We start from the raw sequence: 12,608 nt of genomic DNA, 5'->3' as shown, positions 1-12,608 counted from the left end.
TCAAGCCACCTGCGGAACAAGTTGTTGCGCCAACAGATGCTTGAGCAGCGCGCGGTAAGCCAGCACGCCACGACTCTTGCCGTCGAACTGCGAAGGCGTGACCCCGGCCCGGCTGGCGTCGCGCAGACGCGTGTCGACCGGGATGTAACCCTGCCAGATCTCTTCCGGGAATTTGTCACGCAGCACGCGCAAGGTGCCCAGCGATGCCTGGGTGCGGCGGTCGAACAGGGTCGGCACGATGCTGAACGGCAGCGCCTGTTTGCGCGAGCGGTTGATCATCGCCAGGGTGTTGACCATGCGCTCCAGACCTTTGACGGCCAGGTGCTCGGTCTGCACCGGGATCACCAGTTGCTGGCTCGTGGCCAGGGCGTTGACCATCAGCACACCGAGCAACGGCGGGCTGTCGATGATCGCGTAATCGAAATCCTGCCACAGCTGCGCCAGACTCTTGGCGATCACCAGGCCCAAACCACTCTGCCCCGGCGACTGGCGCTCAAGGGTCGCGAGTGCGGTACTCGACGGCAACAGGGAAATGCGTTCGTCGCTGGTCGACAGCAGCAGCTGCCCGGGCAAGCCTTGCGGCACGCTGCCCTTGTGCAGAAACAGGTCGTAGTTGCTGTGTTCCAGGCTGTCGGGGTCGTAGCCGAAATAGCTGGTCATCGAGCCGTGCGGGTCGAGATCGACCACAACCACGCGCTTGCCCGCCTCCGCCAGCAATCCGGCTAAAGCGATGGAAGATGTGGTTTTACCGACACCACCCTTTTGATTGGCGACTGCCCAGACTCTCATTCGGTTCGTTCCTCCCGGCCGAGATGCTCGACCGAGACATAGCTCAGCGTATTAATGCGGGCGACGGAGAATTGACGGCACTCTCGCGTCCCGGCGTCTTGACCGGGGACGGTGCAGTTTGTGTGCCAGCGCGCTTCAATGCCGCGTCCGGTTGTGCATTGGCAGTACCGGTACCGGTCAGACTGCGGCGCACATCGAGGTTGCGCGACACCACCAGCACCACACGACGGTTTTTCGCCCGGCCTTCGGCGGTGGCGTTGTTGGCCACCGGCTGAAACTCACCGTAGCCCACCGAGGCCAGACGCCCGGGGTTGACGCCCTGCATCGCCAGCATCCGCACGATACTCGCCGAACGCGCCGAGGACAGTTCCCAGTTGGTCGGGTACTGCGCGGTACGGATCGGCTGATCGTCGGTGAAGCCTTCGACGTGGATCGGGTTGTCGAACGGTTTGAGGATCGCCGCCACCTTGTCGATGATGTTGAACGCGATATCACTCGGCATTGCGTCGCCACTGCCGAACAACAAGCTGGAATTCAGTTCGATCTCGACCCACAACTCGTTGCCGCGCACGGTCATCTGGTTGGAAGCGATCAAGTCGCCGAACGCGGCACTGATGTCATCGGCAATACTTTTCAGCGGATCGCTGGCCCCGGCGATACCGGCATCGACCTGCTCGCTGTCCTTGACCAACGGCTTGGCCGGGGTCACGGTCTTTGGCCGTTCCTCACCGATCGGGATCGGCTTGAGCGAGCGATCGGAGTCAGTGAAAACCCCGATCAGCGCCTCGGAAATGACCTTGTACTTGCCTTCGTTGATCGACGAGATCGAGTACATCACCACAAAGAACGCGAACAACAGCGTGATGAAATCCGCGTAGGACACGAGCCAGCGCTCGTGATTAACGTGTTCTTCCTGATGCCTGCGGCGAGCCATAGTCCATTACCCCCATCAATCCATGAAGCCCTGAAGCTTCAGCTCGATAGAGCGAGGGTTTTCACCTTCGGCGATCGACAAAATACCTTCCAACAACATTTCGCGATAACGCGACTGCCGCAACGCGATTGACTTGAGCTTGGCCGCCACCGGCAGCAACACCAGGTTGGCACTGGCCACGCCGTAGATGGTCGCGACGAATGCCACGGCAATGCCGCTGCCCAATTGGGTCGGATCAGCGAGGTTGCCCATCACATGAATCAGGCCCATCACCGCACCGATGATGCCGATGGTCGGCGCGTAGCCGCCCATGCTTTCGAAAACTTTGGCCGCTTCGATGTCGCGGGCTTCCTGGGTGTAGAAGTCCACTTCGAGGATGCTGCGGATCGCTTCCGGTTCGGCGCCATCGACCAGCAGTTGCAGGCCCTTGCGTGAGTAGTTGTCCGGTTCGGCATCGGCGACGCCTTCCAGGCCGAGCAGGCCTTCCTTGCGTGCGGTGAGGCTCCAGTTGACCACGCGGTCGATGCCACCGGCCAGATCCACACGTGGCGGAAACAGGATCCAGGCGAGAATCTGCATGGCGCGCTTGAAGGCGCTCATCGGCGATTGCAACAGCGCGGCACCGATGGTGCCCCCGAGCACGATCAGCGCCGCCGGGCCGTTGGCCAGCGCGCCGAGGTGTCCGCCCTCAAGGAAGTTGCCGCCGATGATGGCGACGAACGCCAGGATAATCCCGATAAGGCTTAAAACATCCATCAGATACACGCCTCGACGATGTGCTTGCCGATGTCGTCCAGGCCGTAGACCGCGTCAGCCAGATCGGCTTTGACGATGGCCATCGGCATGCCGTAGATCACGCAGCTTGCTTCGTCTTGTGCCCATACCGAGCTGCCGCCCTGTTTGAGCAGACGCGCGCCTTCACGACCGTCGGCGCCCATGCCGGTGAGCACCACCGCCAGAACTTTGTCACCGTAGGACTTGGCTGCGGAACCGAAGGTGATGTCCACGCACGGCTTGTAGTTCAGACGCTCGTCGCCCGGCAGGATTTTCACCGCGCCACGGCCGTCGATCATCATCTGCTTGCCACCCGGAGCCAGCAGCGCCAGGCCCGGACGCAGGATGTCGCCATCCTCGGCTTCCTTGACGCTGATGCGGCACAGCTTGTCCAGACGCTCGGCAAACGCCTTGGTGAACGCCGCCGGCATGTGCTGGATCAGCACGATCGGCGCCGGGAAGTTCGCCGGCAATTGGGTCAGCACCCGTTGCAGGGCCACCGGGCCACCGGTCGAAGTCCCGATGGCAACCAGTTTGTAGGCTTTGCGTTTCGGTGCCGGCGACGACGCGCTGGCGGCTGGCGCACGCGCAGGTGCTGGAGCAGGCGCCGGACGCGTCGGTGCAGCAGCGCTGTGGCTGATGAAGCTCGAAGCCGCCGGGGCTGGCGCAGGCGTCGGTGCAGCGGCCGGAGCCGGCGCACTGTAGGCACTGAAACGACGATTACTGCGCGAGATGCTGTGAACCTTCTCGCACAGCAGTTGCTTGACCTTCTCGGGGTTGCACGAGATGTCTTCGAAATTCTTCGGCAGGAAATCCACCGCACCGGCGTCCAGCGCATCCAGGGTGACCCGGGCGCCTTCGTGCGTCAGCGAGGAGAACATCAACACCGGGGTCGGGCAGCGCTGCATGATGTGCCGCACCGCCGTGATGCCATCCATCATCGGCATCTCGTAGTCCATGGTGATCACGTCCGGCTTGAGGGCCAGGGCCTGATCGATCGCCTCTTTACCGTTGGTGGCCGTGCCGACCACCTGGATGCTCGGATCCGCTGAAAGAATTTCCGAGACGCGGCGGCGGAAAAAACCCGAATCGTCCACCACCAGGACTTTGACTGCCATAAACACTCCATTAGGTGCGGCGGGACGTCGTCGCCCCGCTGCCCCGGATTCAAATACGCTTCGTCGCGTAACGCTTGAGCATGCTTGGAACATCGAGAATCAGCGCGATGCGGCCGTCACCGGTGATGGTGGCGCCGGACATGCCCGGAGTGCCCTGCAGCATTTTGCCCAATGGCTTGATGACCACTTCTTCCTGGCCGACCAGTTGATCGACGACGAAGCCGATCCGCTGGGTGCCCACCGAAAGAATCACCACATGGCCTTCGCGCTGCTCTTCGTGAGCGGCGGAGCTGACCAGCCAGCGCTTGAGGTAGAACAATGGCAGCGCCTTGTCCCGCACGATCACCACTTCCTGGCCGTCCACCACGTTGGTGGTCGACAGGTCGAGGTGGAAGATTTCGTTGACGTTGACCAACGGGAACGCAAACGCCTGATTGCCGAGCATCACCATCAGGGTCGGCATGATCGCGAGGGTCAGCGGCACCTTGATGACGATCTTCGAGCCCTGGCCCTTGGTCGAGTAGATGTTGATCGAACCGTTGAGCTGGGAAATCTTGGTCTTCACCACGTCCATGCCGACACCGCGGCCGGACACGTCGGAGATCTCGGTCTTGGTCGAGAAACCCGGGGCGAAGATCAGGTTGTAGCACTCGGTATCGCTCAGGCGATCGGCCGCGTCCTTGTCCATCACACCGCGTTTTACCGCGATCGAACGCAGGACGTTCGGGTCCATGCCCTTGCCGTCGTCGGAGATCGACAACAGGATGTGGTCGCCTTCCTGCTCGGCTGCCAGCACCACGCGACCGCCACGGGCCTTGCCCGAAGCTTCGCGTTCTTCCGGCGATTCGATGCCGTGGTCGACCGCGTTACGCACCAAGTGGACCAACGGGTCGGCCAGGGCCTCGACCAGGTTTTTGTCGAGGTCGGTTTCTTCACCCACCAGTTCCAGATTGATCTCTTTCTTCAGCTGACGCGCGAGGTCGCGAACCAGACGCGGGAAGCGCCCGAAGACCTTCTTGATTGGCTGCATCCGGGTCTTCATCACCGCGGTCTGCAAGTCAGCCGTGACCACGTCGAGGTTCGACACGGCCTTGGACATGGCTTCGTCGCCGCTGTTGAGACCCAGGCGCACCAGACGGTTACGCACCAGCACCAGCTCGCCGACCATGTTCATGATTTCGTCGAGACGCGCGGTATCGACCCGCACGGTGGTCTCGGCTTCGCTGGCCGGTTTTTCCGGTGGCGGAGCAGCGGCGGCACGAGCCGGCGCCGGTGCAGCAGCGGCGGCCGGTTTTGGCGCTTCGGCTTTCGGCTCAGGCTTGGGTGCAGCTTTCGGTGCAGCAGCCGGAGCGGCGGCGGCCTTGGCAGCTGGCGCGGCCACGGTCGACGCGGTGCCCGCAGCAGCGGCGCCAACGTCGGTGAACTTGCCTTTGCCGTGCAGCTCGTCAAGCAGCGATTCGAATTCGTGATCGCTGATCAGATCGCTGCCGGCAGCGGCAGCCGCCGGTGCGGCAGGCGCAACCGGTGCCGAAGCGATAGCCGATTCCAGCGCTTCCACGGCAAAGTTGCCCTTGCCATGCAACTGATCGAGCAGTGCTTCGAATTCGTCGTCGGTGATGTCCGAGCTGTCGCCCGCCGCCGGTGCCGCTGGAGCGGTCGCGGTCGGTGCCACGGCGTCTGGCGCGAACTGGCCTTTGCCGTGCAGTTGATCGAGCAACGACTCGAATTCGGCGTCGGTGATTTCATCGCTGGCGGTCGCATCGGCAGCCGGCGCAGGTGCAGCAGCAGCCGGGGCTTCGGCTTCGGCCTTGACGGCGTTCAGCGAATCCAGCAGCTGTTCAAATTCGTTATCGGTGATGTCGCCCGAATCGCTCGAATCGCCTTCGACGACCAGTTCTTCGATCATCTCGGCCACTGGCGAAGCCGGGGCTTCGTCGGCCGTTTGCGGCTCGGCCAGACGCGCCAGGGCGGCCAGCAGTTCCGGGGTGGCCGCCGTGATCGGTGCACGTTCACGGACTTCGCTGAACATGCTGTTCACCGCGTCCAGCGCTTCAAGCACCACGTCCATCAGTTCTGCATCAACGCGCCGCTCACCCTTGCGCAGGATGTCGAACACGTTTTCGGCGATGTGACAGCACTCCACCAGCTCGTTGAGCTGAAGGAAGCCGGCGCCCCCTTTTACAGTGTGGAAACCGCGAAAAATTGCGTTGAGCAGATCTGCGTCATCCGGGCGGCTTTCCAGCTCGACCAGTTGTTCGGACAGTTGCTCAAGAATCTCGCCGGCCTCAACCAGGAAATCCTGAAGGATCTCTTCATCGGCGCCGAAGCTCATTAATGGGGTGCTCCTACAGGTCTAAAAACCCAAAAAACCTAAAATTCCAAAACTCTAGAATCCGAGGCTGGATAACAAATCGTCCACATCGTCCTGACCGGACACAACGTCTTCTCGTTTATCGGCATGAATCTGCGGACCTTCACCCTGCGAGAGATGTTTTTGTGGATCTTTTTCTGCAAGCATCGCGGCACGGTCGTGTTCGATGCCCGCAAAGCGGTCAACCTGACTGGCCATGAGGACGAGTTTGAGCAAATTGCTTTCGACTTCGGTGACCAGTTGGGTCACACGCTTGATCACCTGACCTGTGAGGTCCTGGTAATCCTGAGCCAGCAGGATGTCGTTGAGGTTGCTCGACACCGCACGGTTGTCCGTGCTGCTGCGTGACAGAAAACCGTCGACCCGGCGCGCCAGTTCGCGGAACTCTTCAGCTCCGACCTCACGACGCATGAAGCGGCCCCAATCGGTGCTCAGGGCCTGGGCTTCTTCAGCCAGGCCATTGACTACCGGGGTGGCGCTTTCCACCAGATCCATGGTGCGGTTGGCCGCGGCTTCGGTCAGCTTGACCACATAGCCCAGGCGTTCGGTGGCGTCGGTGATTTGCGACACTTCCTCGGCCTGCGGCATGTGCGGATCGATCTGGAAATTGACGATCGCACTGTGCAGTTCGCGTGTGAGCTTGCCCACTTCCTGATACAGGCCGCGGTCACGGGTCTGATTGAGCTCATGGATCAGTTGCACAGCGTCGCCGAACCTGCCTTTTTCAAGGCTCTCGACCAGTTCGACCGCGTGTTTTTTCAGGGTCGACTCGAAATCGCCCTGTGAAGATTCGTTATGCTCCATAGCTCCCCCGCGCGTCATCAGCCGATGCGTTCGAAAATCTTCTCGATTTTGTCTTTCAACGCCTGAGCCGTGAAAGGTTTGACCACGTAGCCGTTCACACCGGCCTGAGCGGCTTCGATGATTTGCTCGCGCTTGGCTTCAGCGGTCACCATCAGCACCGGCAGATGCTTGAGTTTTTCATCGGCACGCACGTGGCGCAGCAAGTCGATACCGGTCATGCCCGGCATGTTCCAGTCCGTTACCAGAAAGTCGATGCTGCCGCTGTTGAGTACCGGAATGGCGGTAGTGCCATCGTCGGCCTCGACGGTGTTGGTGAACCCGAGATCGCGCAGCAGGTTCTTGATGATCCGCCGCATCGTTGAGAAGTCATCAACGATGAGGATTTTCATGTCTTTGTTCAATTCGACCTCCAAGCAGTCTTAAACGCGCCCAGCACCTGGACGCGCCACTTCAATCAATCGGCGCAGCACTCGAAGACTGTCTGGAGCACAACAGAGCAAGACCGGTGCCGTTCTCACCGCACCAGCCTCGTTCGCAGTGTCCCCACACTGCCTTCAGCGCGCTCGCCACTCCCCCAAACGCCCCCGCAAACGGGCCGCGCACTGGCTGTGTAACTGGCTGACCCGCGATTCACTGACGCCAAGGACTTCACCGATCTCCTTGAGGTTCAGCTCTTCGTCGTAGTACAGCGCCAACACCAGTCGCTCACGCTCCGGCAAATTGGCAATCGCGTCCGCCAGCGCCGCCTGGAAGCGTTCATCTTCCAGATCGCGTGACGGCTCAAGATGAGCACTGGCGCCATCCTCGTGCAGCCCTTCGTGTTCGCCGTCCTGCAACAGGTCGTCGAAACTGAACAGCCGGCTGCCCAGGGTGTCATTCAAAATCCCGTAGTAATCGTCGAGACTCAATTGGAGTTCGGCCGCAACCTCGTGATCTTTAGCGTCACGGCCGGTTTTAGCTTCAATTGAGCGAATGGCATCGCTGACCATACGGGTATTGCGGTGAACCGAGCGCGGTGCCCAATCCCCTTTGCGCACTTCATCGAGCATCGCGCCGCGGATCCGGATGCCCGCGTACGTTTCGAAACTGGCGCCTTTGCTGGCGTCATATTTGGTCGAGACTTCGAGCAGGCCGATCATCCCGGCCTGAATCAGGTCTTCAACCTGCACACTCGCCGGCAAGCGCGCCAGCAAGTGATAGGCAATGCGCTTGACCAGTGGCGCGTAACGCTCGATCAACTCGTACTGCGCGTCACGTGCCGACTTCTTGTAGTAGTTCATACCGCTCGCGGTCATAACACAGGCCCTGCTGTTTGCTGCACGAGGCGCTCGACGAAAAACTCAAGGTGGCCACGCGGGTTGGCAGGCAGCGGCCAGGTATCGACCTTCTGCGCGATCGCCTTGAACGCCAGCGCGCACTTGGAACGCGGAAAGGCTTCATAGACCGCTCGCTGCTTCTGCACTGCCTTGCGCACGCTTTCGTCGTACGGCACGGCGCCGACGTATTGTAAGGCGACGTCGAGGAAGCGATCCGTGACCTTGGTCAACTTGGCGAACAGGTTGCGCCCTTCCTGCGGGCTCTGCGCCATGTTGGCCAGCACGCGGAAGCGGTTCATGCCGTAGTCGCGGTTGAGCAGTTTGATCAGCGCGTAGGCGTCGGTGATCGAGGTCGGCTCGTCGCAGACCACCAGCAACACTTCCTGCGCGGCGCGGACAAAACTGACTACCGAGTCACCAATACCCGCAGCGGTGTCGATCACCAGCACATCGAGGTTGTCGCCGATGTCGCTGAAAGCCTGAATCAGACCGGCATGTTGCGCCGGGCTCAGGTGCACCATGCTTTGGGTGCCGGAAGCGGCCGGCACGATGCGGATCCCGCCGGGGCCCTGCAACAGCACGTCGCGCAGCTCACAGCGGCCTTCGATCACATCGGCCAGAGTACGTTTGGGGGTCAGTCCCAGCAGAACGTCGACGTTCGCCAGCCCCAGATCGGCGTCCAGCAGCATGACCCGACGGCCAAGCTCTGCCAGCGCCAGAGACAAGTTCACTGACACGTTAGTCTTGCCGACGCCACCTTTGCCGCCGGTCACCGCGATCACCTGTACGGGATGCATGCTGCCCATGTTATTTCTTTACCTTGTCTTGCATAGACGGAGGCCACATTACTGGCTGCGCGTTCTCAACCGGAACAATGCATGGCAGACCATCGATGTAGGTACAAAAACGGTTCATTACCTCAGCCAACCTGCTTGGTCGGGCTGTGGTAGATATCAGCGAACATGTCAGCCATGGCTTCTTCGCTGGGTTCTTCCTGCATTTGCACGCTGACGGCGCGGCTGACCAGTTGATGACGGCGCGGCAGATGCAGATCATCCGGAATCCGTGGGCCATCGGTCAGGTACGCGACCGGCAGTTCATGACTGATCGCCAGGCTCAACACTTCGCCAAGGCTGGCCGTCTCATCCAGTTTAGTCAGGATGCAGCCGGCTAGCCCGCAACGCTTGTAACTGTGGTACGCGGCGGTTAGAACCTGTTTCTGGCTGGTGGTTGCCAGCACCAGATAATTTTTTGAACGGATGCCACGCCCGGCCAGACTTTCCAGCTGCATGCGCAAGGCCGGATCGCTGGCCTGCAAGCCGGCGGTATCGATCAGCACCACGCGCTTGCGCAGCAGCGGGTCGAGCGCCTGAACCAGCGACTGGCCCGGATCGACGTGGGTCACCGGCACATTGAGAATCCGCCCCAGCGTCTTCAGTTGTTCCTGCGCGCCGATGCGGAAGCTGTCCATGCTGACCAGCGCGACATTCTGCGCGCCGTACTTGAGCACGTAGCGCGCAGCGAGTTTGGCCAGGGTGGTGGTCTTGCCCATGCCGGCCGGACCGACCATGGCAATCACCCCGCCCTCTTCCAGCGGCTCGACTTCCGGTACGGCAATCATTCGCGCCAGGTGCGCGAGCAGCATGCGCCAAGCCTGACGTGGTTCTTCAATATCGGTGATCATCGCCAGCAGATCGCGCGACAACGGCCCGGACAGACCGATGCGTTGCAGACGACGATACAGATTGGCTTGTGCCGGACGGCTGCCTTGCAGCTGATTCCAGGCCAGCGTGCCGAGCTGCACTTCCATCAGCTCACGCAAACTGTTCAGTTCGAAACGCATCGAATCCAGCGCACGCGGATCGATGCCGGCGGACGACTGGGCAGGCGCGGGCGCCGGACGCGCCGGGGCGGCGTAAGTCGGTTCGCTCAACGGCTCGGCAGCGGTCAGCGGCAGGCCGGCCGTCAACGGCAGCCCGGCGAACAACTGGCGATTGGTGTTGCCGTCGGCTTCGCCACGCAGGCTCAGTTCGGCCTGGGCGGTCACGATGCGCGACTGGGTCTTGCGCAGCTCGTCCTCGAGTTCCATGTTCGGAACCCGTGGCGCCAGCGCCGACAATTTGTAATCCAGCGCCGCCGTCAGCTCGACGCCGCCGGCAATGCGGCGGTTGCCAATAATGGCGGCATCAGCGCCCAGCTCATCACGAACCAGCTTCATGGCCTGACGCATATCGGCGGCGAAAAAACGCTTAACTTGCATAAACCACTACCTCAGCCGTTGGGCCCTACTGTCGCAACGATGGTCACTTGCTTGTTGTCCGGAATTTCCTGGTAGGCCAGCACGTGCAGCCCTGGAACTGCGAGGCGACCGAAACGCGAGAGCATCGCGCGGATCGGGCCTGCTACCAACAGGATCACCGGTTGACCTTGCATTTCCTGGCGCTGCGCCGCTTCGATAAGCGAACGCTGCAGCTTCTCGGCCATGCTTGGCTCCAGCAGAACGCCCTCTTCAGAGCCTTGTCCTGCCTTCTGCAGACTATTGAGCAATATTTGTTCCAACCTTGGTTCCAGGGTGATCACAGGCAGCTCGGAGTCAGTGCCTACAATGCTTTGGACGATGGCGCGGGATACGCCGACGCGCACTGCGGCGACCAAGGCGGCGGTATCTTGACTCTTGGCGGCATTGTTGGCGATAGCCTCGGCAATGCTGCGGATATCGCGTACCGGCACGTGTTCGGCGAGCAACGCCTGCAGCACTTTGAGCAACTGCGACAGCGAAACCACACCCGGCACCAGCTCTTCAGCCAGTTTCGGCGAGCTTTTGGCCAGCAATTGCATGAGTTGCTGCACTTCCTCGTGGCCGATCAGCTCGCTGGAGTGCTTGTACAGAATCTGATTCAAGTGCGTCGCGACTACGGTACTGGCGTCGACCACGGTGTAACCGAGCGATTGCGCCTGCGCACGCTGGCTGACTTCGATCCACACCGCCTCCAGGCCAAAAGCCGGATCTTTGGCGGTAATGCCGTTGAGCGTGCCGTAGACCTGCCCCGGGTTGATCGCCAGCTCGCGATCCGGGTAGATCTCGGCTTCGGCCAGAATCACCCCCATCAGAGTCAGGCGATAGGCGCTCGGCGCCAGATCGAGGTTGTCGCGGATGTGCACGGTCGGCATCAGGAAGCCCAGATCCTGCGAGAGCTTCTTGCGCACGCCCTTGATCCGCGCCAGCAACTGCCCGCCCTGATTGCGATCCACCAACGGGATCAGGCGGTAACCGACTTCCAGGCCGATCATGTCGATCGGCGTCACGTCATCCCAGCCCAGCTCCTTGGTTTCCATGGCGCGGGCCGGCGACGGCAACAGTTCCTGCTGACGCTGAACTTCCTGCAGTGCCTGAACCTTGGCGACGTTCTGCTTCTTCCAGAACAGGTACGCGCCACCGGCGGCCAGCGCAGCCATGCTCAGGAACGAGAAGTGCGGCATGCCCGGCACCAGGCCCATGACCGCCATCAAACCGGCCGCCACCGCCAACGCTTTGGGCGAAGCGAACATCTGCCGATTGATCTGCTTGCCCATGTCTTCCGAACCGGAAGCACGGGTCACCATGATCGCGGCCGCTGTCGATAACAACAGTGATGGCAATTGCGCCACCAAACCGTCACCGATGGTCAGCAAGGCGTAAACCTTGCCCGCGTCGGCGAAGGTCATGTTGTGCTGGAAGATACCGACGGCCATGCCGCCGATCAGGTTGATGAACAGAATCAGCAGGCCGGCGATGGCGTCACCACGGACGAACTTGCTGGCACCGTCCATCGAACCGTAGAACTCGGCCTCTTGGGCGACTTCCTGACGGCGCGCCTTGGCCTGGTTCTGGTCGATCAGACCGGCGTTGAGGTCGGCGTCGATCGCCATTTGCTTGCCGGGCATCGCATCAAGGGTAAAGCGTGCGCTCACCTCGGAAATCCGCCCGGCACCCTTGGTCACCACGACGAAGTTGATGATCATCAGGATCGCGAACACCACGATACCGACCACGTAGTTACCGCCGATCACCACCTCACCGAAGGCCTGAATCACCTTACCGGCAGCGGCGTGGCCGTCCTGACCGTGGAGCATCACCACCCGCGTCGAGGCCACGTTCAACGCCAGCCGCAGCAGCGTCGCCACCAGCAGAATGGTCGGGAACACCGCGAAATCCAGCGGCCGCAGCGCATACACGCAGACCAGCAGGACGACGATCGACAGGGCGATGTTGAAGGTGAAAAAAACGTCCAGCAGGAACGGCGGCACCGGCAACATCATCATCGCCAGCATGACCAGCAGCAACAACGGCACGCCTAGATTGCCTCGACTGAGGTCGGCAACATTCGAGCGAGCAGTGTTGAATAACTGAGAGCGATCCACCGGTTTTCCCCGTTCCTTTAAAGCAAACTTTTGACGCCCAACGCAGGCGCACGGCGGCTACTGCAAGAAGCCTTCCAACTTTTGCCGGGGATTGAAATTGA

11 protein-coding genes are annotated in these 12,608 nt (G+C 61.3%); all 11 read right to left on the bottom strand.

Annotated features, from left to right (window positions below; all coding sequences use genetic code 11):
* The 11 genes from AC3WMV_RS22835 to flhA all read right to left on the bottom strand — a co-directional run bounded on the left by AC3WMV_RS22835 (window position 1) and on the right by flhA (window position 12,507).
* Window positions 1-789 carry a ParA family protein gene (locus AC3WMV_RS22835; protein WP_103368100.1) on the bottom strand — a complete coding sequence of 263 codons (789 nt, stop codon included), beginning with the start codon at window positions 787-789 and terminating at the stop codon, window positions 1-3.
* Between the two features lie 43 nt (window positions 790-832).
* Window positions 833-1,723 carry a flagellar motor protein MotD gene (gene motD, locus AC3WMV_RS22830; protein ID WP_027613922.1) on the bottom strand — a complete coding sequence of 297 codons (891 nt, stop codon included), beginning with the start codon at window positions 1,721-1,723 and terminating at the stop codon, window positions 833-835.
* A gap of 15 nt (window positions 1,724-1,738) precedes the next feature.
* Window positions 1,739-2,479 carry a flagellar motor protein gene (locus AC3WMV_RS22825; protein ID WP_007967839.1) on the bottom strand — a complete coding sequence of 247 codons (741 nt, stop codon included), beginning with the start codon at window positions 2,477-2,479 and terminating at the stop codon, window positions 1,739-1,741.
* A complete protein-coding gene (locus tag AC3WMV_RS22820) occupies window positions 2,479-3,615 on the bottom strand; it encodes a protein-glutamate methylesterase/protein-glutamine glutaminase (RefSeq protein WP_103368101.1) in 1,137 nt (378 codons plus the stop codon). Before AC3WMV_RS22820 ends, AC3WMV_RS22825 begins: the two co-directional genes overlap by 1 nt.
* 49 nt (window positions 3,616-3,664) lie before the next feature.
* Window positions 3,665-5,947 carry a chemotaxis protein CheA gene (locus AC3WMV_RS22815; RefSeq protein ID WP_103368102.1) on the bottom strand — a complete coding sequence of 761 codons (2,283 nt, stop codon included), beginning with the start codon at window positions 5,945-5,947 and terminating at the stop codon, window positions 3,665-3,667.
* A 54-nt stretch (window positions 5,948-6,001) separates the two neighbouring features.
* Entirely contained in the window at window positions 6,002-6,790 is a 789-nt protein-coding gene (locus AC3WMV_RS22810; protein ID WP_027613919.1) for a protein phosphatase CheZ, read from the bottom strand.
* Between the two features lie 17 nt (window positions 6,791-6,807).
* Window positions 6,808-7,179, bottom strand: coding sequence for a chemotaxis response regulator CheY (locus AC3WMV_RS22805; RefSeq protein WP_024012118.1), 372 nt, complete (start codon window positions 7,177-7,179; stop codon window positions 6,808-6,810).
* 165 nt (window positions 7,180-7,344) lie between these two features.
* Window positions 7,345-8,085: an RNA polymerase sigma factor FliA gene (gene fliA / locus AC3WMV_RS22800; RefSeq protein ID WP_007920004.1), complete on the bottom strand. Its 741-nt coding sequence runs from the start codon at window positions 8,083-8,085 to the stop codon at window positions 7,345-7,347.
* Window positions 8,082-8,912: a flagellar synthesis regulator FleN gene (gene fleN, locus AC3WMV_RS22795; protein WP_003222917.1), complete on the bottom strand. Its 831-nt coding sequence runs from the start codon at window positions 8,910-8,912 to the stop codon at window positions 8,082-8,084. The genes fliA and fleN overlap by 4 nt, the downstream gene beginning before the upstream one ends.
* 113 nt (window positions 8,913-9,025) lie before the next feature.
* Complete coding sequence (gene flhF / locus AC3WMV_RS22790) at window positions 9,026-10,366, bottom strand: flagellar biosynthesis GTPase FlhF (protein ID WP_003222914.1); 1,341 nt, start codon at window positions 10,364-10,366, stop codon at window positions 9,026-9,028.
* An 11-nt stretch (window positions 10,367-10,377) separates the two neighbouring features.
* Complete coding sequence (gene flhA, locus AC3WMV_RS22785; protein ID WP_027613918.1) at window positions 10,378-12,507, bottom strand: flagellar biosynthesis protein FlhA; 2,130 nt, start codon at window positions 12,505-12,507, stop codon at window positions 10,378-10,380.
* Window positions 12,508-12,608: the final 101 nt, after the last annotated feature.

Source organism: Pseudomonas sp. FW305-3-2-15-E-TSA4 (genome assembly GCF_058787295.1).
The sequence above is the reverse complement of the archived record's forward strand: the minus strand, read 5'-3'. Positions and strand labels throughout refer to the sequence as shown.